This is a genomic window from Nostoc sp. KVJ3 (assembly GCF_026127265.1).
Taxonomy (GTDB): domain Bacteria; phylum Cyanobacteriota; class Cyanobacteriia; order Cyanobacteriales; family Nostocaceae; genus Nostoc.
In genome coordinates this window covers 239,944-266,901 of record NZ_WWFG01000002.1, presented here as the reverse complement: position 1 = coordinate 266,901, position 26,958 = coordinate 239,944, and the positions used below count along the sequence as shown (strand labels likewise).

Annotated in this window: 15 protein-coding genes and 1 pseudogene; 8 read left to right on the top strand and 8 right to left on the bottom strand. The window is 40.3% G+C overall.

The annotated features are described in order from the left end of the window. Window positions 1–123: 123 nt before the first annotated feature. From GTQ43_RS17330 to GTQ43_RS17320, 3 genes are all read right to left on the bottom strand, one after another. The gene (locus GTQ43_RS17330) at window positions 124–2,451 is read right to left on the bottom strand and encodes a bifunctional serine/threonine-protein kinase/ABC transporter substrate-binding protein (protein ID WP_265273987.1); all 2,328 of its coding nucleotides are present in this window, start codon (window positions 2,449–2,451) and stop codon (window positions 124–126) included. Window positions 2,452–2,631: 180 nt separating this feature from the next. Beyond that, window positions 2,632–4,119, bottom strand: a complete 1,488-nt coding sequence (locus GTQ43_RS17325) for a serine/threonine protein kinase (RefSeq protein ID WP_265273986.1) — start codon at window positions 4,117–4,119, stop codon at window positions 2,632–2,634. 269 nt (window positions 4,120–4,388) lie between these two features. After that, the gene (locus tag GTQ43_RS17320; protein ID WP_265273984.1) at window positions 4,389–5,432 is read right to left on the bottom strand and encodes a serine/threonine protein kinase; all 1,044 of its coding nucleotides are present in this window, start codon (window positions 5,430–5,432) and stop codon (window positions 4,389–4,391) included. Between the two features lie 171 nt (window positions 5,433–5,603). On the opposite strand from GTQ43_RS17320, the gene GTQ43_RS17315 reads away from it, so the two are divergent. Continuing rightward, complete coding sequence (locus tag GTQ43_RS17315) at window positions 5,604–6,473, top strand: hypothetical protein (protein ID WP_265273983.1); 870 nt, start codon at window positions 5,604–5,606, stop codon at window positions 6,471–6,473. An 85-nt stretch (window positions 6,474–6,558) separates the two neighbouring features. On the opposite strand, the gene GTQ43_RS17310 is transcribed toward GTQ43_RS17315, so the two are convergent. Continuing rightward, the gene (locus GTQ43_RS17310) at window positions 6,559–7,770 is read right to left on the bottom strand and encodes an ATP-binding protein (protein ID WP_265273982.1); all 1,212 of its coding nucleotides are present in this window, start codon (window positions 7,768–7,770) and stop codon (window positions 6,559–6,561) included. Between the two features lie 453 nt (window positions 7,771–8,223). On the opposite strand from GTQ43_RS17310, the gene GTQ43_RS17305 reads away from it, so the two are divergent. Beyond that, complete coding sequence (locus GTQ43_RS17305; RefSeq protein ID WP_265273981.1) at window positions 8,224–10,632, top strand: hybrid sensor histidine kinase/response regulator; 2,409 nt, start codon at window positions 8,224–8,226, stop codon at window positions 10,630–10,632. A gap of 2 nt (window positions 10,633–10,634) precedes the next feature. After that, window positions 10,635–11,924 (top strand): response regulator, encoded by a 1,290-nt coding sequence (locus tag GTQ43_RS17300; RefSeq protein WP_414859120.1) that lies wholly within the window; start codon window positions 10,635–10,637, stop codon window positions 11,922–11,924. Between the two features lie 244 nt (window positions 11,925–12,168). Here the strand turns inward: GTQ43_RS17300 and GTQ43_RS17295 are convergent, their stop codons facing one another. After that, on the bottom strand, window positions 12,169–17,622 hold the full coding sequence (locus GTQ43_RS17295) for an ATP-binding sensor histidine kinase (RefSeq protein WP_265273979.1): 5,454 nt from the start codon (window positions 17,620–17,622) through the stop codon (window positions 12,169–12,171). A 588-nt stretch (window positions 17,623–18,210) separates the two neighbouring features. Here GTQ43_RS17295 and GTQ43_RS17290 point away from each other — a divergent pair. The 3 genes and pseudogenes from GTQ43_RS17290 to GTQ43_RS17280 form a co-directional block, all read left to right on the top strand. Beyond that, window positions 18,211–18,372, top strand: a pseudogene (locus tag GTQ43_RS17290) (zinc-dependent peptidase); the annotation flags it as partial. Window positions 18,373–18,903: 531 nt separating this feature from the next. Continuing rightward, entirely contained in the window at window positions 18,904–19,545 is a 642-nt protein-coding gene (locus GTQ43_RS17285; protein ID WP_265273977.1) for a collagen-like protein, read from the top strand. 117 nt (window positions 19,546–19,662) lie between these two features. Further along, window positions 19,663–20,304 carry a hypothetical protein gene (locus GTQ43_RS17280; RefSeq protein WP_265273976.1) on the top strand — a complete coding sequence of 214 codons (642 nt, stop codon included), beginning with the start codon at window positions 19,663–19,665 and terminating at the stop codon, window positions 20,302–20,304. 227 nt (window positions 20,305–20,531) lie between these two features. Here GTQ43_RS17280 and GTQ43_RS17275 read toward each other — a convergent pair whose 3' ends face one another. Further along, complete coding sequence (locus GTQ43_RS17275; protein WP_265273975.1) at window positions 20,532–21,068, bottom strand: hypothetical protein; 537 nt, start codon at window positions 21,066–21,068, stop codon at window positions 20,532–20,534. A gap of 236 nt (window positions 21,069–21,304) precedes the next feature. Beyond that, a complete protein-coding gene (locus tag GTQ43_RS17270; protein ID WP_265273974.1) occupies window positions 21,305–23,713 on the bottom strand; it encodes a c-type heme family protein in 2,409 nt (802 codons plus the stop codon). A 94-nt stretch (window positions 23,714–23,807) separates the two neighbouring features. On the opposite strand from GTQ43_RS17270, the gene GTQ43_RS17265 reads away from it, so the two are divergent. Together GTQ43_RS17265 and GTQ43_RS17260 are read left to right on the top strand one after the other, a co-directional pair. Continuing rightward, window positions 23,808–24,872: a response regulator gene (locus GTQ43_RS17265; RefSeq protein WP_265273973.1), complete on the top strand. Its 1,065-nt coding sequence runs from the start codon at window positions 23,808–23,810 to the stop codon at window positions 24,870–24,872. Beyond that, window positions 24,869–25,561, top strand: coding sequence for a response regulator transcription factor (locus GTQ43_RS17260; RefSeq protein WP_265273972.1), 693 nt, complete (start codon window positions 24,869–24,871; stop codon window positions 25,559–25,561). Before GTQ43_RS17265 ends, GTQ43_RS17260 begins: the two co-directional genes overlap by 4 nt. 556 nt (window positions 25,562–26,117) lie before the next feature. Here the strand turns inward: GTQ43_RS17260 and GTQ43_RS17255 are convergent. Continuing rightward, window positions 26,118–26,936: a hypothetical protein gene (locus GTQ43_RS17255; protein ID WP_265273971.1), complete on the bottom strand. Its 819-nt coding sequence runs from the start codon at window positions 26,934–26,936 to the stop codon at window positions 26,118–26,120. Window positions 26,937–26,958: the final 22 nt, after the last annotated feature.

Below are 26,958 nucleotides of genomic sequence, written 5' to 3'. Positions count from 1 at the left end.
GAGATGGCACTGGGAATACGGTAAGATGACACAATGTCCGATTCTGAGCAACTAGTCATCTACCAGCTTCATATTTTTATCCTGAACCTATAACAGTTACTAAAATTGAATAATTTTAGGCGCTTAGTAACATACCAGAGGGCGATCGCTCTCTGTAAGAACAAAACCGCTAGAATTACAATTGCGGCGCACTGTAACCATTGTAATTTTGCCATTGTAGCGATCGTTCCCCTGAAATTGAATGACTCCCGTCGCGCCTGGAACCGAGAATTGAGGCATTGCAAGTGTTTTTTGAATCCCGATGCGGGTGGGATTTGTCATCAAGGCTTTGCTTAATACCAACACTGCATCGTAGCTGGTGGCGGTTCGCCAGGTAATATCAGTTAGATCAATTTTCCACAGAGTTCGAGCTTGTTGTACAAACCGAGAGTTAACATTGCTTATGGGATGCCATGCGATCGCAAATACCAGGCGTTGAATTTGCTGTAACGACAGACCTTTATCTGGTTTGAGTAAGTCAGCACTGTAGAGACTATCACTCGCAACAATCCAAGATTGGTTAACATTCGACCGAATTACTCGTATGGCATTGGGAATCGCATTATACAAACCGACTCCGGCATCTGGGATCAGAACAATCACCGTTGCACCTTGGGTTTTGGCTTGATTTAATGAGGCTTTGGCATTAAAGCGATCGCTAGCGAGATTGAAGGCTGGTTGGTGGTCAATAACATGACCCGAAAAAGATTTAGCCGCTTCTCGAAACGCCTTAGATAGAGATTCGGCATACTCACTACCCTGACTATAAAAAATAGCAACTTTCCTCTGTTGTAATTGGGAGAACACGTAGGTTGCCATTTTTTGGGCGGTAATGCGATCGCTAGGGACAGTGCGGAAGAAAAAAGGACTTTTGAGATTATCTGAGGTGCTAGTTGCAGAAACTAAAACTACCCCTGCTTGGGTATAAATTGGTAGAGACTGTTTGGTGGCTTCGCTGCTGTAATGACCCAAAACAGCCAGTAAATCTGGATAATTCACCAACTTTTGAGCAACTTTGCGGGCATTATTTCCAGCTTTGCTATCGTCACGATTATTATCATCAGCGATAATCATCCGTAAGGGTTGACCGTTTTTCAGCGCCTGAGTCTGAGCTTGAGCAGCACCTGTGAGTATTTCTAGACCTGTGGTAGTACGACGTTCCAGAGGAGCTGCAACAGCGATCGTCCGAATCTGGGCTGCTGGAAATTGGATTTGAATTTTGCTGTTGTTGAGGTAAATTAAAGTTTCTGGATCTGGCTCCTGATTGAAAGCAGTTTTAAATAGACTTTCAGCTGCCGAAAAATTTCTGATACGATACTGTTCAATAGCTAATTGCTTTGCTAGTGGGGGCTGATCGTTTCCCCAATAGCTTGCAGGAATTAGGCTTTCTTCACCACAACTGAGATGATCGTCTAAAATATAGTCGCAAGTATGAGCCAGAGTTATTGCCTCATACAGCCATTTTGCACCGACGAACAGCAAAATACCACAAGTCGCACTTAGTAATAATTTTTGCCATTGCACCAAAGAATACTTATAAATATTCTCAATCTTTTGGAGAATGGCTTGAGTTGTCGGCGGACGTTTCTGTGGATGAGAATTCGTCATCGCCTGAATCAGATCAATAAATTTTTGAGGGGTTTGTCGATCCTTAACGTATTTATACCAATGGGTTAAATCCAACTGGCGATCGCCAGCTGGATCAATACCTGTGATTAAATAGATAAAAGTCCGACCAAGAGCGTAGAAATCTGACTGGACAACAGCCTGTCCCTCAAGTTGTTCGGGAGCAGTATATCCAACAGAATGAATCACCGTGATCGATTTCCCATTAACAATAGTTTGCGACAAATTACGCGCCGTCCCAAAATCAATTAAAATTAATTTTCCATCGGGACGGAGCATAATATTAGACGGCTTGATATCTCGATGAAAATAGCCATTTTCATGCACAAATTGCAAAATCTGCATCAATTGATTTAGCCAATCTAATGCTGTTTTATGGGATGTTAAGCATTGATGATAATCAAGCCAATTCTGTAAATCTTCACCTGGAACTTTCTCCATTACAAAACAGCGTAATTGGCGACCTGTATTTAAAACTAGAGGAAATAGCATTTCACCAGCAGGTAAACCAGGATGCTGCAAACTTGTTAAGATTGATGCTTCTTGCTCAAATAATCGTAGTAAATTCGGTGTAACTTCCTTGAGTGACTTGAGAATCTTGGGCTGATCCTGATTAACTAAATCTTCAATTTCAAATACTTCTGTATAGCGATACCTATCAATTTGCAGAGGATGCTTAATTCGGTAACGATTTTGCAGTATAAGTGATGTTTTACAGTTTTCACATACTGCACAATTATCAGGATTTTCTCGTTGCGAACAATCTGGATTGATGCAGTACGTCATAAACTCAGGATTGGCTGGATGCAAACAGCATTGAAATTACTGAAAATTAGACAAATGGAATGAAAAGAGACGATAGAATAGAGTTGCAGAAAGGCTCAAGACAGCAGACAAAAACCTCTAGCTTACCATAGGCTAGCAGATAACAAAGACACTAAGCCTTGAGGTTAACAATACTGTCTATCATCGGTTTCTTATCTCCCACATCAGCCACTCTTTCTCTTGCTGCGTCAAAAATGCACCAAACCGAAAACGTTTATTTTTTTCAATATTTTCTTTCTCTTCCTTCTGAGATTTTTTCAAAGAATAAATAATTAGGATATTAGAAAATTCATAATTTATCATACACTTCAACCACACACTAATAATATCTGACTTGGAAATTTCTATTTTCTGAATACACCAACCAAGTAACCATCGCTCTAGTCTAATATAGTCTTGGTCAATTTGCACCAGGGTACTTGATGCAGAATTCAGGAAGAAAGTAGTAGCAAGAGACAAAGGCTTGTAAAATAATTGTTTGCATATTATATATAACAATGCCATGAAAATGATACTAAATATTAATATTGGAAAAGAAAACAATAAAATCAATAATATTGCTACTGGCTTTTCTAGCACAAACAATAATAAGTTACATAATGATGAGATGATGAGAGTTAATACCGAATAACCAAAATAATCAAAAAATATCATCCAATAAATCAGTCCCAAAACACCAATAAAAACTAGAGAATCAAATAAAAATATAAAATTGTAATTATTGTATAAAAAAGCTGGGAGAATCTTTATAATTAAATTATTCTCAGTTACTTTCACAATTAGATTACTTTTCTTTGGTAGCCGGGGTATGAGTCCTATTTGACCTAATAATGTTGCTAAGGCTACTTCTGCGGAAGGAAAACGATCGGCACTCACGGGTTCTAATATTTGTTCTAACCAGTTTGCAAAATCTTTGGAAATATTAACGTCAGAACGGAAATCAATTTTAAGTTTACGTTGTGGTAAATCAGTGGGTGATTTTCCTGTCAACAAAAATAGTAGAGTTGTTCCCAAACCATATAAATCAGTAGATGGCAAAGCTTGTCCACGAAACTGTTCTGGTGCCATGTAGCCGAAAGTTCCTACTACTGTACTGCCGCCAGTCACAGTATTATGATATGTGTCTGCTACTGCTCCAAAATCTACTAGGAATAACCTCTTGGTATCAGAAGTGAAAATAATATTTTCCGGCTTAATATCACGATGAATAACTGGCGGTGTTAGAGAGTGTAAATAAATCAAAATTTTCAGAATTTGAGTAGCTATTTGCCTAACTTCTTTTTCATCAGGAAACCAACCATCTTCTACTAGCGTTGCCAGAGAAGTTCCTGGCGCTAATTGTTGAGCTATGTAAAAGGAACGGTCAGAGTTAGTATCTACTTGAAAATAATCCAAGTAGCGAGGAATTGCTGGATGGTTGAGTTGAGAAAGAATTTGTGCTTCCCTTTCAAATAACTCCATCTTTTTCCAGTCACTCATGCGGCGCAATGATAAAACTTTCAGCGCTACTTGTTCACCGCTTTCTAAGTCAACGGCTGCGTAGGTAATACCGACTCCGCCCTGTCCCAATTTACGTAGAATGCGATACCGTTGATTGATAATTTCTTCAGCTTGGTGTAATATTTCCATGTTTTTTGTGCTATTTTATCTAGATTTATCACTACCTAAGTAACTCGACAAAATTAATTACATACTAAATTCTTCACTAAGTACAACTTTGCATAAATTAGTTGCGAATTAAAGGTTGAAATTTAAACGCAAAGTGACGCAAAGTGACGCAAAGGTAAGCGCAGAGGAACGCAAATGTTTAATTAAGGCAATTTTTTCGCTATAAACTTGTGAAATTATGTACTAAGCAATAATTTCAGCCTAAATTTTGTGTAATTAATTGCGTTTGACTATAGAGAATTTGACCTTCTTACACGCTCCTCAAGCTCTATCCTTCGCTTTTCCCTTAGTTGCGCGGGAGTTCTGCCAGCAATATCCGTAAATCTAATGCTGTTTAAGATATCCCACTTGTAGGAATTTAACAGGGTAATAACAGTCACGGCACTAACAGCAGCAACAGCACTAATAGCAACTCGAACTATTTTTTCCCATCTAACAGAGACATTCGATTTTACAGTTAGCTTTCGCTTACCCTGCAATACTTCCAAGGCTTTCTGTGCTGAACTGAAACGATCTTCTGTATCTGGCTCTAATATTTTTTCTAGCCAGTCGGCAAATTCTTCACTAATCTGCACGCGGGGACGGAAATTAATTTTTAACCCATCACTCTGCAAATCTGCGGGAGAACAGTGTGTCAAAAGAAATAATAAAGTTGCTCCTAAAGCATACAAATCAGTAGCAGGTACAGCTTGTCCGCGAAACTGTTCGGGAGCCATGTAACCATAAGTTCCTACTACTGTACTTCCACGCATAAAAGTTGTGTAATAGGTATGTTGTACAGCCCCAAAATCTACTAAAAATACTTGCCCATCGTCACGGCGAATAATATTTTGTGGCTTGATATCTCGATGGACTACAGGAGGCTTGAGGGAGTGCAAATAAACTAGAATTTCTAATATTTGTATAGCAATGCGCCGTACTTCATCTTCATTTGTGCGCCATCCACTCTCCACCAACGCCGCTAGTGTCTTACCTTCTGCCAGTTGCTGGGCAATGTAAAAATAACGGTCTTCGAGGGTTTCTATCTGAAAATATCCTAAATATTCAGGAATACCCGGATGATTGAGTTGCGAGAGAATTTTTGCTTCTCGCTCAAACAACTCCATCATTTTCCAGTCGGTCATTCGGTGCAATGATAAGGCTTTGAGAGCCACTTGTTGAGTGCTTTTTAAGTCTTGAGCAAGGTATGTCGTCCCACTTCCACCTTGTCCCAAAGTATCTAGAATCCGATACTTATGGGCAATGATGTCTTCTTTTTGGTGCAGCAGTTCCATCCGGCTTCAATTCTGTGTTGAGGGTAATGATAATTCCATTCTTCCCACCTGATTCCGGCTTTTTCAAGCTCACTTTTAGATCAGTTACGTGGTGAGCCAAAACTTAACTAGATTACACAATCTAAAGCAGCGAAATTACTAATGAGCCGCTTTCAATAATTAGGGGAAGTTATGAACTACCGCAGCCAACGAGCGAGCCTTGCACCTTGGAGCATCATTCACCAAGCCATGACGCTTTACCGGGTAAATTTTATCCAGTATTTCCAGATTGCTCTGGCTTCTACCATCTGGTTTTTAGTCTGTAATTTGCTGTGGTTTATTTTAGTGATTGCAGCAGTTCTCTTTGTGTACTCTTTTGCTTTGATTACCCTGGTTCCGCAATCCCAAAACTTCGCAACTTCAATTTCTCTACCGATTGCGGCAATTCTACTTATCGTAATGTTAGCTCTGGGTATCTTTGCTTCAGCGAAAGGACTCTCACAACAAGCTTTGATTGGTTTACTGGCTTATCAAACGTTAATCGGGGTGTCTGAAATGCTAGTGGTTAATAATCAACGAATTCGACATCAATTTTGGCAATTTTGGTTGGCTGATATTTACATAAATTGTATTCTTTATAGTCTTTCGATTGTTACTTCAAAATGGGGAGGTTGGCTAATTTTGCTGAGTATTTTGCTTCGAGTCTGGCTTGAAGCAAGATGGTTTCTGTCAAATTTAGTAATTGCCGTGGAGCAGTGCAATGTCAGGCAATCCCTACGCATTAGCAAACAGCAATCAGCGCCCTACATTATCCAGATCGGTTTTATTTTGGTTGCTACTTGGTTGTTAACAATGCCACTCTATTTGTTAGGGTTCTCCCCTGCGATCGCGGTATGGCTAGCAGAATGGCAACACTCAGAAATGTCTCTTTTGGCACTTAACCCTTTGATTCACCTCCTCCAAGGGTTGGGCTTATCGATTATTTTTGCCACCTTGCTCCATACGCTTACTATTCCATTGTGGCAATTAGTTAAAGCAGTACTATACCGCGAACTAAGATAGAGGCCAAGATAGGTGCAAAAGTGCGATCTGGTTGCTTGACATGAGTAGTAATACTTATTTTTAACTAGTTAAATGAGTTTGGCTACTACTCTGAGGATCTAAACAAACGCTGTACGCATTTGAGAATCACAGGTTGTAAAAAAAAGCGTTCCTTGTTACCATCTTTCATGGTTTCTACCAATGCTCTGCGCTTTAAAGATAAAAGTGCAGCCAAGATATCTCCATTTGAAGGATGATTCCCAAGGTACAATAGTATCTCTTCACGAGTTAATCCCTGCACTTGTGTAGCCAAACATTTGATTAGGGTTTGTTCCAGCATTGAAATATGTCTCAACCATTGCGCTACTAGTGGCTCAAATTCACCAGTAACTAAGGTTCCAGAGGCTAAAAAATCTCCGACATCCCCAGCAAATAATTCGTGAATAAAATTTGCTGCCATATTCAAAAATAAAGGATTGCCACCATACTGATTTACCAGGGTAATCCACTGCTGGGCATCAAAGGTGAGTTGATGATGTTGCAAAAGCTCAATAGCACCTTCCATCAAACCACCGAGTGGGAAAATAACTGCACCATTCTCACTCAAAAGATTTAATCCCTCTGGTTGTTCTCGACTAGTCAAAATCACACAACTTGAATGATTCGTTTGCACTAGCGATCGCAGAAAACCAGCGTAGGATTCGTATTCTAAACGATATTGCCCCGCACGTTGACGTAGCCCGCCACCTAAAATTCGATCCCAACCATCAAAGACTAGCAGGGTTTTTGGTGCTAGAAGTGGAACCAAATCTATTGTTGGTGGAGTCAGAGGAAACCCAAACCACAGAGTTTGCTGAAAACTCGATTTAGAAGCTGTGGCCAATTTTGCTGCTAGAGCCGTTTTGCCCATACCCCCCATCCCTGTAATTGCAATCAGTCGCGTTCCTTGCTCAATTAACTGGGTGAGTGTCGCCAACTCGTAACGTCGCCCAAAGAACAAAGGAATATTTGGGATTTGGGTTGTAGCAGATAGAGACGAGTTAAGTGGACGTTCGAGCAAGTCTTGCCAATTCAAGCTTAAAACTTGACAAAACGCTTTGAATACAGAGGCATCAATGGCATTACCTTTGAGAAAGCGTTTCCATGTCGGTAAAGATATACCCGCAGCAAACACTTCTGCATTTTCCCAGTCACGCCCAGATTCGAGAATTTGACTTGCTTGCTCTAACCAGCGTGGATTATCAATTGTCCAACCTTTTTCCTGACGGGCTTGTTTGACAATTTGCAGTCCATTCAGCGAAAGTTTGAGGCTAGGCATTTAGACGACAATAAGCAATTTAAAATTCACGCATTCGGCATTGGACTACACTCTGACAGCCGACTCTATGCAACTTAAATGTGCAACAGATTATCAAATCTTATCAACAAGCTACAGTATATATTAGACTTTGATAAAAAAGATTTATTGACCTCAAATTTACATCAATAAGTTGTTATTGACGAATTCCATAGTGGCGATCGCTGCACCATGACTTCGTTACCAGTGGTGCAAAGTGCTTCAGTTTGGACGTGTAGTGGCTCGTTGAGCTTTCCATCCTTTAGAAATAAAAACTTCTAATGCACGACGGAACTATAAAGTTATTGATGATTTGAGGAAAAACTGTGAGCAACAGTAATTTGTTGGGTAATCTAAAGATGATCTAGAATTTCTTATTGGCAAAGTATGTGATTAAGGAGCTAACCCCTGATACAAGCAAAATCCAGTATATCAGTGTCTGATAGAGTCAATCATTCCTCACGAAGTTTACTGATCCGATTGATTCTGGGCAGTACTACAATTGTAGTCAGTATTTCTGCTTATTTTACCTATCAAGCCGCTAGAAATATGATGCTCAAAGATTTAAGACAGAGCGCTTTTTTAGAGGTACAGAGAGGGGTAGCTGAAATTGAGGAGTGGTTAGACGTTCGTCAAGTGGAGGTAGAAACCCTAGCGAATACTTCAACTGTACGCTCCTTAAATTGGTCTGTGGCAGAACCCTATTTAAAATCAGAAGTTAAGCGCATCAATGAATTTTTCCTTTTTCAAATAGCTAACCCAGATGGTTCATATTCCAATACAAAAGTTGGTCGAACAAATAAAAATATTCAGGATCGAGACTACTTTCAAAAAGCAATTGCCGGAAAGAGCAACATTTCTGATCCTTTCATCAGCCGTTCTACAGGAATTCCTTTAATTGCGATCTCCACCCCAGTCTGGTCAAATTCTGCTAGCAGTAGTTCACCGATTGGGGCTTTCCAGGGTAATGTGAGAGTCGATCACATTGCGGAGGTTGTTAATTCCCTACGCTACGACACAAACAGCTATGCTTTTGCGCTCAATTCCCAAGGACAAGCGATCGTTCATCCTAACTCGGCGTTAATGTCAACCGTAGAAAAACCTGCACCCAGCCTACTGAAAATGAGCGATCGCGATTTAAATGCGATCGCTCAACGGATGGTAAAGAAAGAACAGGGAATTGAGTTGATGGAAATTGACGGTGCTAAAAAGTATGTAGCTTATCTGCCGTTGAAAGCCGCTAATTGGTCTGTGGCTTTGGTGATTCCCCGGCAAAATATCGAATCTAGATTGCAATTCCTGGATTTGATAGCCTTAATTGTCGGTGGATTGAGTGTTACCATGATTACTGTCTTGTGGCAAGTGCAAGCATTTGAACAAGGTGAGCTGAAAAAGTCTAAAGCTGCGGCGGATACAGCCAACTATGCTAAAAGCGAATTTTTAGCCAACATGAGTCATGAACTGCGAACGCCGTTAAATGGCATTCTCGGTTGTGCCCAAATATTGCTGCGTTCCCAAGGTTTAGCTGAACAACAGCAATATCACGTCAATATTATTGAACAATGCGGCTCTCATCTACTAACTTTAATTAATGACATTTTGGATCTCTCCAAAATTGAAGCGAAAAAGCTAGAATTGCAGACCACTGATGTGCATTTTCCATCTTTTATCCAAGGAATTGTCGAAATATGCCAGATTCGGGCAAAACAAAAGGGCATTTTGTTTGTCTATAAACCCTTAAGTAACTTGCCAACAGGGGTTCATATTGATGTCAAAAGATTACGTCAGGTGCTATTGAATCTGCTGGGAAATGCCATCAAATTTACAGATAAAGGTCAGGTTACTTTCAATATAGAAATAATCGCTCAACCTCCCAGTGATGGACAGACAGTGAAATATCGCCTTCGCTGTACGGTAGAAGACACGGGGATTGGTATAAGTCCCACAGAATTGAGCCAAATTTTCTTACCATTTGAACAAGTAGGTGAGAAAAAGCGCCAGTCAGAAGGTACAGGCTTGGGTTTAGCTATTACTCGGCAGTTAGTACAGATGATGGGTAGCGATATTCATGTTAAGAGTCAGATCGGTGAGGGGAGTACCTTCTGGTTTGCATTGGAGATTTCCGAAGCGACTGACTATTTTCAGTCTGTGATGGCTGGATCGGAGAAACAAATCATTGGCTTTGAGGGTAGCCCATACACGATCCTAATGGTTGACGATCGCTGGGAGAATCGCACAGTGATTACCAACTTACTGCAACCACTGGGTTTTAATGTAGTTGAAGCCAGCAACGGTAAAGAAGGTTTAGAAAAAGCGATCGCTCTCAAGCCAGACTTGATCGTTACAGATTTGCTAATGCCAGAAATGGATGGGTTTGAATTAATTGAACACCTGCGTAAGACTCCAGAAATTCAGGATGTATTGATTATCGTCTCTTCCGCTAGTGTCTTTGAAGCCGATCAACATCGCAGTCTGCAAGCTGGAGGTAACGACTTCCTCAGCAAACCAATACAAGTAGATGAATTATTGCATCAATTAGAACGCTACTTAAATTTGGTATGGATTTACAAGCAATCTCAGCCTGATGCAGAAAAAGCTCAAGAAGGAACGACAGCAAATAGCCAATCTGCTCAATTAACCCCCCCTTCTGGCCAAGTGTTGCAGGAACTAGTCATCTTAGCCAGTAAAGGTAACTTCAATGCCATTCTCAAGTGGGCCGATCAACTGGAGGAAACAGATATAACCTTCGCACCATTTGCTAAGGAACTACGGCAACTAGCAAGACAATTTGATGAAGATTTAATCCTCAGTTTCTTGACTCAATATGCCGTGGAAACAATATGAAAATGACTATTGGAGATCCTAAAAATTTTATCAATGACCCTCCTTCTAGGGGAATTGTTTTAGTCGTTGACGATAACCCTGCCAATTTACAAGTTTTATCTAGTTTTCTGGATCAGTCGAGCTTTGAAGTTTGGGCAGCACGGAGTGGAGAAAAAGCCCTTCAGCGATTAGAAAATGATGATTTACCTGATTTAATCTTGTTGGATGTAATGATGCCAGGTATAAATGGTTTTGAAACCTGTAAACATCTAAAAAGCAATCCTCGTCTCCAAGATATTCCGGTGATTTTCATGACAGCCCTCTCAGAAACTGCCGAGAAAGTCAAAGGTTTGCAATTGGGAGCCGTAGACTATATTACTAAACCTTTTCAATATGAAGAAGTCTTAGTGCGGATTGAAAACCATCTCAAACTGAGAAATCTGACGAAAACCTTGAGCGCTAAAAACGCCGAATTACAACAGACTCAAACTCAACTAATTCAAGCAGAAAAGGTAGCAGCATTAGGTCAACTGACAGCAGGAATTGCTCATGAAGTGAATAATCCCATCAATTTTATAGCTGGCAACTTAAATTTTGTCGAGCAGTATGTACAACAGGTGCTTAGTTTACTGTATCTCTATCAAAAATATTTCCCTGAACCACCAGATGAAATTCAAATCGTAATTCAAAAAGGCGAACTCAACTTTTTGTTAGATGATTTATCTAAAATTATTCAATCTATGCGAGTTGGTACAGAGCGCGTTACAGAAATTGTGTCATATTTGAACAACTTCTCCCGACATAGAGAAGTTGGTAAGAAACTAGCTAATTTACATGAAGGTCTAGAAAGCACATTACTCATTCTCGGACATCGGTTTAAACAAAAGGCTCATCATCCAGCCATCCAATTAGTCAAAGAATATGGAAAATTGCCACTTGTAGAGTGTTTTCCAGGTGAAATAAATCAGGTATTTATGAATTTAATTTGTAATGCAATCGATGCAATTGAAGAAACATATAAAAGTTCTGACCTGGATATAAATTATCAACATGCTGGTGTGATTAAAATTAAAACTGAAGTAGTTGGAGAGCAAGTTATTCTCCGAATTGCCGATAATGGTTCAGGTATAAACAAAGCAGAGTCAACAAAAATATTCGATGCCTTTTACACAACAAAACCCGTCGGAAAAGGAACAGGGCTTGGTCTATCTATTGCTTACCAAATTGTGGTTAATAATCATCAGGGCAAGCTCACATACCATTCCCAACCAGGTGAAGGTATAGAGTTTATCATTGAACTACCCATCCGTTGAAGAAGAATTCAGCTATTCACCAATTCTGGAGTTTCTAGCTCCGTTACTGAATTCTGTTTCGATAATTTCAAATCTGTAAACTAAATAGGGCTTGCTGAAAAGCTACTCCTGAAAATCAAGATTTAGGAGTTGTCAAAGCCAAACGATTGCCAGTCTCCAAGCTGGATTTATCTCCTTTTCCTGCACCCTCTTGTTAGGCTTGCATGACTGTAAACTCTGCCCATATTTATGCTGTAATGATTGATTAGACACTTCTTGCTTCTAGCCTTGCCTGAAGGGGGATAGAAACAAGAAATTCAGCCCCTTGTCCGAAAACAGATACACATTCCAACTGTCCTTGATGCTTTTTAGTTACGATTTGGTAACTAATAGATAGCCCTAAACCAGTGCCTTTACCAACAGCTTTGGTAGTAAAAAAGGGTGTGAAGAGTTGCGATCGCACATTTTCACCGATACCAGAACCGTTGTCAGCAATGCGAATGACGGCGACATCACCTTCAACAGTAGTACGAATTGTAATGATACTTGGGTGACGTGCGATATCGGCATAAGTCCGATGTTCGTTAAATTCGTCTAAAGAGTCGATCGCATTTGCAAGCAGATTCATAAATACCTGATTCAGTTGTCCAGGGTAGCACTCTACAGGTGGCAGGTTGCCGTACTCCTGTATTACCTGAATTCCTGGAGAGTCTGGTTGAGGTTTGAGCCGACTTTGCAAAATCATTAGGGTACTATCAATGCCCTCATGGATATTAACGGCTTTAATTTCAGCTTCGTCTAGGCGGGAAAAGTTTCGTAAAGATAATACAATCTGGCGAATACGATCAGTTCCCACTTTCATTGAAGCCAAGAGCTTAGGTAAGTCTTCCATCAAAAAATCTAAGTCAACCGCATCTATTTCATTCTGAATTTTAGGTGGTAAATTCTGGTTTTGGTGCTGATAAAGTTGTACTACACTCATCAAGTCTTTGACATAATTATTTACGTAAGTAAGGTTGCCGTAGATAAAGCTGACTGGGTTATTAATTTCGTGAGCAACACCTGCCACCAATTGCCCCAGGCTAGACATTTTTTCGCTTTGCACCATCTGGGACTGGGTAAGCTTCAATTCATCAAGTGTCTGCTCTAGCTGCCTTGCTTTCTCACGCGCTTGTGTTTCCGAAATTTCTAACTCCTGAGAGTATATGTGCAAATTTGTGTAGAGCCGAGCATTTTCTATAGAGATGGAAACTTGCGAAGTCAATAGGTTCAGTACCTCTAACCGCTCTGCGGTAAAGACTCCGGTGGTGAGGTTATTTTCCAGGTAAAGAACTCCGGTTAACTTACCCTGATGAGCGAAAGGCAAACACAAAATTGATTTGGGTTGATTGGCAACAATATAGTCGTCACTTACAAAACGCTCTGTGTGGCTAGCATCGTCTAAAACCAAATTTTCTTTTGTTCTTTCAACATAGTTAATCAGTAAAACTGGCATTTTATGCTTTACTTGCACCAGACTAGATGAGCGCACTGTCACTCGATCTCGCTCAATGCTTCCTTCGGCTTCAATCACCCACTGGTTTTCCCGTTTGACAAGTAGATAACCCATTTGGGCACCAGCATTCTCGATCGCGATCGTCATCATTTTCTCCAGCAGCCGATTTAGCTCCATCTCGCTTGAGAGTGCTTGAGACGCTTTAATTGCTGTGCTTAAATCTAGAGTTTGGGTTTTAGCTTCAGAAATATCCCGAATCTGCTTCTTCGCCGTACCCTGCCCATTTACCTCCCTGACTGGCTCTCTAAAAATTTGGGAATGTTGTTCATCCAGTTGCTGGACTTTACCTGTAGCTTCCCACTTGAGATAGCGATAGCGGGCTTCTTTAAAATAAACTTTGGCAAAGTTTTTCCTATCCTTGGCTAAGTAAAATCGAAATGCCAGTTCGTTTGCCAAGGCTTCATTTTGTAAATAACCGTTTTCGGCAGCAGAAGCGATCGCCTGGTCATACAGTTCCATTGCCTGATAATCTTGTTTATAAATCCGAGCAATTTCAGCTTGAATCAGCAAGAATTTGTGTTGATAATTGGTTGGGCAGTGCATTGCCCATTGCTGAAATTTTTCTAAGTTGGCATTTAGTTTATGCAGATAAATAACTTGAGTTGCGGTATCTGCCTCCGCATAAGCCCCTGCTAAGGCAATACTTTGGTGAAAATAGAAAACAGGATTAATAAAAATTCCTCGCGCTCCCCCAACAAATTTTTCGGCATTCTCTGCATACTCAACAGCTTTGGTATACTCTCCATACCAGTTACAGAGCGCAAGTTTATAGATGTAAACTACAAATGCACTCAACATATCCGAAGATGCCAGTGCAAACTCTAGCACTTGGCGTTCATCTGCCCAAGTTCCAACAAGTTGGTCAATCTTACCTGCTGGCTTAGTCAGATTAGCGATCGCTTCCATAGCCAGCAGATGGTAGTTCAACATATTTTTGTCAATCTTGCGGAGGCTAGGAATAAAATCTTCGGCTACTTCTGCGGTTTTTTCTAAAGATTCATTTCCAAATAAGCATTGCCATAAAAAATTAACTGAACAATAACCAGACCATTGATAAGAACCTGTTTCTAAACCACTATTAAATCCCTTCAATAAATAAGGTTTACTCTCGCTAATATGGTCTTTGTAGTGACAAACTAAACCGCCCCACATATTCAAAATATTTGCTTCTAATTCCTTCGTTCTTAAAACTTCATGCAAATGCAAAGAAAGCTCACCAAACTGATAACCTGAATCTACCTCACCATATTGAAACACCAGATTAAAAGCATAAAGCATATAGCCAAATACCGAAATTCGAGAGTTGCCATACTGAACGGAAAGTTGATTTATATTCATCGATGTGATATGCAACGCTTTAGATCCTAAAAAGTAGGCAATAGGCCAGATTTCTTTTAAGATGCGTTGAGCCATTAACTTCTCTTCGTCTTGCATTGGCGGTAGTTCTGTGAGACTAAAAATTGAGCGATCGCCAATAACTTTTTTGGTTTGATTAAGTTTATCCAACAGATATGCATCATCGGGATAAGCTGTAAACTTCAAGCCTAAAAGTTCCAAGGTGTTTAACCCAATTTTATATGCGGAGTTTAAATCATTCTCCATCCGATAACACATAATCCGATATTCATTCACCCGACACATATCAAGAGTAGTTTTAACTTGGCTGAAAGTCTGCTCAAAAATCAGTAAAGCTTCCTCATATTTCCCATTTAAAAATTCGGCTTCTCCAGATTGTAAATATAAATCTAAGGTAAGTAAATAATTATCTTGCCAGCTATTTTTAGGTAGATAACTCACCCCTGTTTCTAGCAATTTGAGTGCAGTTACAAACGCCGAAGATGATTTTGCTCGCTGACCTGCTTTCAGATTTAATTCTGCCAGTTCATATCTTTCTACTGTTTCTACAATCAATGAACTGCCAGCATTGAGATGGTTGACGATCTCAAAAAGATGTTCTTCTAATTGGGCTTTTTCAGTATTATGTAATAGTAATTTTCCCACCTTCAGGTGTACTTGTTGTTGCTGGTCGGTTGGAATTAAAGAATAGGCAGCTTGCTGAACGCGATCGTGCAAAAACTTATAGTCAACTTGTACCGCAGTATCGCAGTATGTTGCCAATTCCGACTGGTTCAACAACTGAGGAATTTTGTAAGTATCGCTCAAGGGTAGAATTAATCCTGCTCGTAAGGCTGACCATAAATCAATTGCTGTTGCTGATGCAGATTTTTCGTTGACTACAGCTAGAATTTCTAAATTAAACCGATTACCAACACAAGCAGCTAATTGCAAAACTTGCTGCGTTGGTTCTGAGAGTCTTTGAATTTTATTCACCATTAAATCAACTACATTATCGGTAATGGCTTGTGACTGAATTTTGTTGAGATCCCACTGCCATAAACCCGAACGATAATCAAATATCAAGAGATTATCTTGATGCAATACTTTTAATAACTGAGTCAAGAAAAAGGGATTACCTTGGGTTTTTTGAAATAGCAAATCAGCTAAAGTTTCTGCCTGAGATGATTCGCAATTGAAGGTGTCAATAAGGAGTTGAGTAATATGAGGTGCTGCTAATGGCTTCAATAACAACTCTTCAACGGTTGCCCCAGATGCTCGAATTGCCTCTAACATTAGTATCAGGGGATGGGTGGGACTAACTTCGTTATCTCGGTAAGCCCCAATCAGCAATAGATACTGACTTTCTGAGTCAGTCATCAAATTCTCGACCAGCTTCACAGAGGCAGCATCTGCCCATTGGAGGTCATCTAAAAACAGTACTAAGGGATGGAGAGCAGCAGTAAAAGCATAGATAAATTGCTTAAACACCCGATTAAAACGGTTTTGAGACTCAGCAATGCCCAAATGCGGTACAGGCGCTTGCTGCCCAATAATCAGTTCTACTTCCGGGATGACATCAATAATAACTTGACCATTAGCTCCCAATGCTTGTAGTAATTTATTTTTCCAAACCTCCACTCTGGCTTGGCTTTCAGTTAACAGTTGTCGCATCAATTCTCGAAATGCTTGAATCAAAGAAGCATAAGGAATATCTCGCTTGAGTTGGTCAAATTTGCCACTGATGAAATAACCTCGTTGTCGGACAATCGGTTTGTGAACTTCGTTAACTAGTGAGGATTTGCCGATACCAGAGTATCCTCCTACCAACACAACTTCACTCTCACCAAGGCTAACTTTTTCAAAGGCAGCCATTAAAGCCGCCACTTCTACTTCCCGACCGTAAAGTTTTTGAGCTATTTGGAATTGATGTGAAAAATCTTTCTGACCTAAGTTAAAAAGGTCAATGCTGCCTTTTGTTTGTAGTTGTATTGCTGCTTGCTCTAAGTCAGCCTTTAACCCGTAAGCACTTTGATAGCGGTCTTCAGCAGTTTTGCTCAGGAGCTTCATGGCGATCGCAGAGATTCCCTGTGGTACATTAGGATTAATCTCGTGAGGAGCTACTGGAATTTTCGCAATGTGACAATGCACCAATTCTATTGGGTCTTGAGCATTGTGGAAGGGAAGCTGACCCGTCAGCATTTCGTAAAAAATGACACCTAATGAGTAAAAATCTGTACGATAATCTAAGGTTCGGTTGATACGTCCAGTTTGCTCTGGCGACATATAAGCCAGCGTTCCTTCTAGGAGATTGAGACTACTGATTTCTGGGCTTTCTTTTGACAGCAGCGAAGCGATGCTAAAGTCAATCAATTTTATTTTTTCGGTATTGGGGTTATAAAGAATGTTTTCCGGCTGAAGATCCTTATGAATAATGTGCTGGGTATGTAACTCACCTAAAGTTTCAGTAATTTGACTGGCAATGTTGAGAAATTTCCTAAGTTCAAAGCCTGTATTAGATATCTGAGCTTTTAAAGATTCTCCACCAAAGTCTTCTAAAACCAGTGCTAGACCATTACTGTAACCGTTGTCATAACTGATTAATTCATAAGCTCTAATTACACCTGCAATATTCAGGTTTTGGATAATTTCGTATTCGTGCTTGAGTTGAGCAATCTCTTTGATAGTCGGATACTCTGCTTTGAGTAGTTTGATAATAACTGAGTGTCTGTTAGCCTTGGAGTCTGCTCGATAAATTACTGTGGTAGCAGCTTCATAAATTAAACTTGTAATACTATAGTCAGGGATATGAGCAATTAATTTAAACATTAATACTTGTCTGAATGTTGTTTTCTAAGAGATTTTGGTAGTTACTATGATAGTTCCCATAATTCAAGTCAAGTTAACTCTTCAAATGCTAATTAAGTAAAGATTAGCCTCGCTAATCTTTACCATCACCCAAGGACTATAAACTTTTTTATCCTGTGTGTGCAGATCGTTTTTCTACGTAATAGTCTAAGTCTAGTTGTGCTAAATAACTGGCGAATTCACTTACTTGCGTCAGTCTAACAAGTAAATCGAGCATACAACACTGCATTACCTTGTTTAACGACGCGGGTTTACCATTGCTCCTGATGGTGGAGTTCGGATGATGACTAGTAAAAAACAATAAATATGCATTGCTATCGGGTGTCAGAGCGATTCTCAAATTTTGAAAATCGTTCTGGATCAGAATTAGTTCTTTTTGCTTGGGAGGAACTTACATTCTAGCGATCGCACATCCATTGAGTCCCCTATGGGGCATCTGTCACCAATTGAGCAAAGTTATCCTGACAGAGGTATTATACTAAACTGTTCAGTCTAGTTCTCGTCTCATTCCGTTGATGTGGAGTATATCTAATTCTGTTGTGTTATTTGACCACATCTATTGGAAATTATGTTGCTGAAGAAAGGCGTGTGGCAAGACTGGGTGAGTCGTGGACAACTGACCAAGTAATAGTATCTTGGTTACAGGTGAAACAAGATACTAATAACTGGAAGGATGGACATAACGCTGTGCTTCATGAATTTGCTCATCGGCAGGGCTATTTCATTCTAAAAAGTTGCTTGAGTGTGTCTAATCCAAAAGAACATAAACGTTGAGCTAAACACTCTCTCATAATTTGATGCAGAGATTTACTTTACTATCGGCTGTGTTGCAAGAAAATTGCCTTAACTCTCTCTTAATTTATGGTTAAAAATTTTTCTCAAATTATCAGGACTTACGCACAGACTACGATTTTACGTCATTACGAGCGAAGCGAAGTAATCGCAAAGGCTTAGTTTGTCGTCACGAGTGTGTAAGTCCTAATTATGATTCAAAGCATACGGAGTGATAAAACGTCTGTTAGGACTAATTCATGAAATTAGCCCTATTCTTTGATGTTGGGAATTACATAGTCAAGCTTGAGATGAGTCTGCCGATAACAAACCATTACATTTATTCCTGTTATGACAAATGTAATGGTTGGGACATGACATTTATTCGATGTGGTCAAGAGTTCTTTGCAGATACTTTAAAACTATCGAAGTCACTCATCTGACTTAAGACTCAATCAAATAACTAATACCATGTCTACTCAAAAACCATCTCAATTCCGTAACTCTTTCCTAAAAGCGATCGCAAAACAAGCTACTTTTGGAATTGCTCTTCTAGGTATGAGTCTACCACTCGGAATGCAAGCTGTTTATTCCCAGACACCCCCTAACATAGTTAATTCTAATGTGATTCAAGCGTGTGTCGAGCGTGATGGGAAACTCAAAATTGTTTCCAGTGCAACTGCCTGCCGTAAAGACCAGCAACCGCTCAATTGGAATAAGGTTGGTCCGTCTGGACTGCCAGGACTGCCAGGACCGCAAGGAGTACCTGGACCACAGGGATTACCAGGAGCGCAGGGAACACCAGGAGCGCAAGGAACACCAGGAGCGCAAGGAACACCAGGTGTAAGTGGGTATGAACGAGTTGTTATTACGACGGTCAATGAGCAATTGGGTGCCTTTGGAGAAACAGTTCGGTTTGTATCCTGTCCAGCAGGCAAGAAGGTTGTCGGGGGTGGTGGAATTATCTTTAACGCATCAGGTCGTTGGTATGTAGATACATCTGGCCCAGTTTCTGATACCCAGTGGGCGATAGCCTTTGCAAACACTACCGCAAACTTGATTACAGCAGGGCAAATCAGTGTTTCAGCAATCTGCGTCACTGCAAATCCCTAATACAACCTGGCTTTCCTGTGATGACATTTATTCGATGTGGTCAACAGTTCTTTGCAGATACTTTAAAACTATCGAAGTCACTTATCTAACTTAAATACTCAACAAGGAAGTAATACTATGTCTACTCAAAAACCATCTCAATTGCGTAACTCTTTCCTAAAGGCGATCGCCAAACAAGCTACTTTTGGAATTGCTCTTCTCGGTATGAGTCTACCACTATATACCTTAATGATTGGACAACCAGCGATCGCGGCACATCACCACAAGCAAAAACAGAATCCTGTTACGCCAGATGTTATGCCAACGCCAAACCCGGCACCAGCTGCTCCAAAACAAATGCCACAAAATCCCACACTAATGGAAAGCTTTTTCTTCCGTTATGACTTTAATCCTCCACCCATAGTTAATGGTGTGGCTAGTCCTCAATTCTATATTGGTACTGGTTTTGCTCCAATTGGCAAGTATCATACAGGTCAAACTATCACCATTTTTGATAACACTGGCTTGAAGCAAATTGGTGTCTACACTATTGGGCGTGTCAATGACACAGTGCCATTCAACGCCCAACAAATCAACCAGATAAATATCTCAGAATATGACTGGGGTAATACCCACATTATTCAAGGTACAGGATTAGGCACAAGTGCTGGTGCAAATGGCTTAGGTAGCGAATCAGGAAGTCTACTTGCACGGGGACTTGAAGGTTCCAATGCACCCTTTAATAATCACCAAGCAGGTATTCGTAATTATCACTTCTAAAAATTAATTGGGTTACATCCAAGACCCATTAGCCGCCAAGAATAGGACATTTTATTTAATATATAGAAAAATAATGGGAGGTTGTATCTACAACTTCCCAATTTTTTTAGCCGGAGAGAATGTTTGAAAATAATTCTTTATTAAGTTGAAGAAACTTCTCAATATAACAAAGAAATATCTGCTTTCTTGTCAAGACTAATTTAGATACGTTTGCCTTGGGGAGGATGTTAATTAGCTGTGATTCTATTGCCTACATAGTTAGACAAGAATGGTCCTCCTATATTTGGTAGCCGGATAGGATTTTGAGGTGTGCTATTTAAATCGTAAGCGTCAAATGAGGCAACCCCCGTTACTGTTTGAGTTTTGGAATTTAACTTTAGCCTATATGTCGTGATACTGAGACTCGCTGGTAATCCCTTGCGTGTTTGATAATTAAAATTAAATCCCTTAGCAATAATCTCCTGGTTTCTTGTACACTTCCAACTGCCGTGTATTGGACTAAAGGCTTGGCTAAAAAAGTTGGTCGCATCCGGATCGCCACCTGAATTGGAGTCAGTGGCAGTAAAGTTCCCATCTTTGTTAAAAGTGATCAGTTCACGTGAACTACTGCTAGGGTCACTAACTGCGGTACTTGTTGCTAAGTATGTGCCCACAACTGATTCGCAACTGTTTTCTTTGAATTCATCTGCAACAGCTTGACGTGGAGTCATGACAGTAGGAATCGTCAGTGCTAATAAGGCACAAGCGGCGACAATAATTTTCATAATCAAGTTCTGCAAAAATACTGGATAATGACTAAGCTTACCTCTGTTTTGGCACTTAATAAACAGGAATTTTAAATTTGAACTGACACCGAATCTCAGCAATGGTGATTAAGCAGTATTTCTTATTTGGTCAGAATAATCAGCGACTTCAGATGTACAAACCCATGTTTTCCCACTTTGACTATAACTGCTATACTTCTTTACACCGATGTATTAGGCTATTGTCCTGTAGGATGTTAAGTGTTGGTTAATTCTACAATTTTCTCAAACTCGAAATTATTTACCAAAATAGTCAAAGCCATAGCTAAATAAGCATTTTGCTCAGGAATTTGTGTAATTAATTGCATAATTTGCTTGGCATTAACTTTGAGTGCAAAATTATGCAATTGTGCTACCCACTCACTAGGCATTACAGCTAGGTCTTGAGGAGTGAGGGAGTCAACAGGCGCAGTCATAAGGCTTTCTCTATGGCTACTCCTAGAATCTTCCGCGTAAATGTAAACTACTCCTAAATGCAGCGCTATCTTTGAAAAGATGACTTCTGTGCGGAAAGGCTTACGCACAAAATCGTCACAACCAACTGATAATGCCGTCATTTTGTCTTCTTCAAAAGCACTGCCGCTGAGGGCAATCACAATCGTCGCTGGATTACCTATGGCTTTTATTTGTTTGGTAGCCTCATATCCATTTAACACAGGCATTCGCATATCCATCCAAATCAAATGCGGAGACCAACTTTGCCAAATGTTAATTGCATCTTGTCCATTAATTGCACAACGCACATCAAAACCTACGGGTGTTAGTAACTCCATCATTAGCTGCTGATTTTCTGGTTTGTCTTCAACAATTAAAATTCGATAGGTTGGTTGTCCCGCCAACAGTCCTACAACTTGTCGGCTAGGTGCTGTTTGCTCGATTTGCTCGGTAATAACTGCATAAGTCTGAATATTAAATTTAAAAGTTGTGCCTACGCCTACCTGACTCTCAACAGTCATTTCTCCTCCCATTAACCGAACAAAACTCCGACTAATGGCTAATCCTAGCCCAGTCCCCTCCTGAGAATTACGACCAGTTTCTGTTTGAATAAAGGGTTGAAATAAGTTTGTCAGTTCTTGTGGTAAAATTCCCATTCCCGTGTCTGAAACTTCAAAGTTAAGTGTCAGTTTTCCATCATCGTCAGTTGTTACTTCTTCATTTTTAACTACTGACACTCGCAGGATAATGCTACCGTTCGTTGTAAACTTCAGAGCATTACTTAATAAATTTACTAAAACTTGGCGCAGTTTACTTTCATCTGTATGGATGGATTTGGGTAAGTTAGGTGCTAATTCAAAGATGAGTTTAATTCCTTTTGACTCTGCTTTTAATTGAAATATTTGTTTTAGCCAATCCAGAAAATTAGCGAGATGAAAATCATTTTCATTCAGTGTAATTTTACCTGCTTCAATCTGGGACATTGACAACACATCATTAATTAAAGTCAGCAGGTGTTCGCCACTCCGAATAATTGTGTCTAGATAACCTTGCAATTGCGAATTCACAGAACTACTACGCATCATCAACTGAGTAAATCCCAAAATGACGTTGAGGGGAGTTCGCAGTTCATGACTCATATTAGAAAGAAACAAGCTTTTAGTTTTGTTGGCGGCTTCGGCTTTGGTTCTAGCAGTTTCTGCTTCTTGAATACTTTCTGCCAGTTGAGCGGTGCGCTGTTGGACTGCTTGAGTCAGATTTTGCTCACGCATCGCAACTTCATGGGCCATGTACTGGAAAGTGCGTGCGAGTTGTCCTGGTTCGTCAGCTTGTCGCGCTACTTTCGTAATGCTGGGAGAATTAAAGCCATCTACTTGCTCAATAGTAATTGTACTAGCACCGACTTTTTGAGCGATCGCTGTTAGTTGTCTGAGGGGATAAATTACTGTATGCTTCAAAAAGCGATTAATCAGCCAGATACCAAGGGCAAAAACAGCAATCACAACGCTCATAACTAAAGTCAGCGTTTCCCGCACATGAGCAAATACCTCATCTGCTGGTACATATATTGTTTGTGCGGCGATGATTTCATTGAGTTTCCAACCAAATCCATTGTTACTCCCGTAACTTTGAATCATGCTTTGGGGAGCTAATTCCGGTCGGTCGTGACACTGCAAACAGTTTTTCTGATTTACTGTTAGTGGTTGGGCGATGTAAAACAGGTTTTTTCCATCTTTAGTGCGATATCCAGTTTGCGTGGTCAGTTGCGGCTGTTGGCGAAATTGCTGAACCAGTTTGGTTTCAAACTCATCTGCTTGGTCTTGGAGATTGGTCGGATTTAGTGTCGCTTCTTTGTAGAGGAAGCTTTGATATCCTTGATGGGCGCGAAATTGCTCAAAAACTTGCCGCGCTGCGAAACCGGGGACTGTTTGGCGGATAAACTCTGGTGCAGTCAACAGTTGCTTTTCTAGCAGAGGATTAATGCTGTTGTCGGTGTAATTCCTGACAGCGTTCATCGTTTGGGTAAGAATTTCTGCTTTGGTGCTAATATCCTCTTCGGCTTCGTGCTTCATTGCTGAAGCCAAGATAATTCCACTCAAGCAAATTCCACCGAGAAAAACCAGTGTAAGTAATAGTGTAAATTTTGTACTTAGTTTCCAATTTCTGAACATTTTTAATGGCGATGATTTAAATCTACAGCCCGTATATATTTGATCAACAGCATATAATTTAATTTCAGCTACGTTTTCTTTTTGTAAATGCCTCATGGATGGTACTCAGTTCCTCAAAGGAGACATCCTCATAGTTGATGACACGCCGGATAACCTACGCTTGTTATCCACGATGTTGATTGAACAGGGGTATGAAGTTCGCAGTGTTACTAATGGCTCAACAGCATTAATGGGGATACAAGCCCAACCCCCTGACTTGATTTTGCTAGATATTAATATGCCAGGGATGAATGGCTATGAGGTGTGCCAACGCTTAAAAGCTAACTCCAACACCCAAGCAATTCCAGTAATTTTTATTAGCGCCCTCAATGAAGTGTTTGATAAGGTGAAAGCTTTTACAGTTGGGGGTGTAGACTATATTACTAAGCCATTTCAAGTTGAGGAAGTTCTGGTGCGGGTTGAGAATCAACTCACAATTTGCCGCTTGCAAGCACAGTTGCTCAAAGCATTACAACAGGAACGGCAACTCAATCAGCGAATCGAAGCAATGGCAACATTAGAAGAGCGTCATCGCATTGCCCGTGATATCCATGATTCTTTGGGTCACGCATTAGTCGCACTCAACATTCAAATGGAAACGGCTCTAACTTTGTGGCGGATTGAACCAGAGCAAGCCTATGAATTTTTGCAGGAGGCGAAACAATTAGGTTCTGATGCCTTAAAAGCAGTGCGGCAGTCTGTATCCGAAATTCGCTCTGACCCATTGCAAGGTCAATTGTTAGAAAAAGCGATCGCTACTCTAACTCAAGAATTTTACCGCACTACTGGCATCCCGCCAGAATGCCAAATTGACTTATCTTATCCTTTATCTAATCAGGTCAATACGGTAGTATATAGAATTGTCCAGGAAAGCCTGACAAATATTTGCAAGTATGCGGCAGCCACCAGAGTGCAGATTCAGATTCAAACGACTGCTGAGGGTTTATTGTTAGTTATCCAGGATAATGGCAAAGGTATGTCGATTGATAGCTCTGGTTATGGCTTTGGACTTCAGGGAATGCGGGAACGCACTACAAAAGTTGGTGGTCAATTAGAAATTACTAGCGAGCCTGGTGCTGGTTGTCGAATTACCGCAAGATTTTCGAGGTTGGCAGCATGATCCGAATATTAATTGCAGAAGATCAGGAGATTGTTCGACGAGGTTTAAAAACCTTGTTGGCAATTAAGCCAGATTTGCAAATTGTCGGCGAAGCAGACAACGGCCAAAGAGCAATTCAACTCATCGAGTCCTTACAGGCGCAGTTTCTACCACCAGATATAGTACTGATGGATATTCGGATGCCTGTAATGGATGGGGTAGAAGCTACACGCCTAATTTGCGAAAAGTTTCCCGGTATAAAGATTCTTATCCTGACAACTTTTGATGATGCCAAGTATGTCGCTGAGGCGCTACGCTTTGGCGCTAAAGGCTATTTGTTGAAAGATACACCGACTGAAGAACTAGCAGAGGCAATTCGTTCAATTCACAAGGGTTATACCCAGTTTGGGCCAGGAATTGTCGAGAAGATGATTGCGAATGTGGCAGTTGCAGAAACAGACAAGCAGCAGCTACCCCCAGGTATGACAGAACTCACCGCCAGAGAACGAGAAATTTTGCTGATGATTGCCAAGGGTGCGAGTAACCGCGAAATTGCCCAAGCAATCTTTCTCTCGGAAGGGACGGTAAGAAACCATATTAGCAATATCCTCGCACGGCTGAATTTGCGCGATCGCACTCAAGCTGCAATAGTTGCCAACTCTTGCCTATCCTGGTTAGAGAACTCTGAACCGATTCGTAATGCCACTTAGCATACCCCTAGCCTAAAGCCCTATTTTCTCGTGATTCATTGTCATTAAAATTAATTGGTTGCGAATAAGATATATTCGTTGTTTCACGACTTAACGGGAAAAGTCAGATCGCTCTTAGAGGTTGAATGAACAAGTATTTCGCTGTGACTTTAGACACTTTTAGATCCCCCCTAACCCCCCTTAAAAAAGCAGGGCTGATTCATTCCATTTCAAACAGGATTTGTCAAGATGGTTAGCGAGAAAATTGTCAGTGAGGGTGATGAGAAGATGAACTTTTAAGCACTTAAACAACAGTAAAATTGTTCATTTTCTTGGCACGCTGGCAACAAAATAATCAATTTTAAATCGCTAGAACCATTGATATTTAGCGCTCTTTAGGGAATGAATCAGCCCTGCCTTAAAAAAGGGGGAACCGGAGTCAAAGTCCCCCTTTTTAAGGGGGATTTAGGGGGATCTAGAATGTTTTGCTACCAAGAAGAGGACTTGTTCATTCATCCTCTGAAGGTGGTCGAAACAATAGCTGCTTTCTGCCCTGTGCATAGCTGCCTTCTTCAGTTCACGATGCGTCAATCTTCAATGTTTGCACTTCTCGAAGAGATGTAAGGATATAAAGCTTTGCCATCGTTCGCTCTCCTTTTGCATTGTCAATATCATTAATTACCTCGCTAATATCGCTAGATAAGAAATCTACGGCGTTCTTGAGGGATAATAACTTGTTAGAAAGGGTTAAAAAATCCGCATTCATGGACTTAACGGCAGTGCTGATCATTGAAAGCTGAGAAGCTTGCCCCGAAAGAGAGTGCATATTGCTTGCTAAACTGTTCAGCTTCTTTTCAGCTTCTACAAGTAAAGCGATTGCTGCTGCAAGTCCAGCAAGTCCCAAGATCCCTAGTAAAGCATAGTATTTTTCTTTACTTTGAATTGCTGAAACTTCTTGCGATGCGGACTGTAATTGAACGTTTAGTGAAATTATTTCCGAATTTAAAGTTGATTCAACACCATTGAGTTGTTTCGACAATTCAGCAATATCGGAAAATGTAGCTCTGGTAATACTATCTGCCCCATCGACATCAGTTTTTAATGAATTGGCTTCTGTATTTACCTGAAGCAATAAAAATTTTATGGTATCGAGAGAGGTATTATTGGAAAGCTCGGATTCAGCTTTAGTAAGCTGCAAGCTTGCAAGGCTGGCAAAGTTTTGTATTTTAGCTTGAATGGCTTGAATCTTGGGAATAGTATTATTCAACAATGTAATTGATTGAGATTGAATCGTTTGTGCTGTATCAGGAATATTCCCAAAAGAGGCAATTTGTCTTTCTACTGCCTCTGCATTAGCAATGGCTTGAGAAAGAAAACCTGTTGATGGATCACTCATAAAAACTCCTTAATTAGAAACT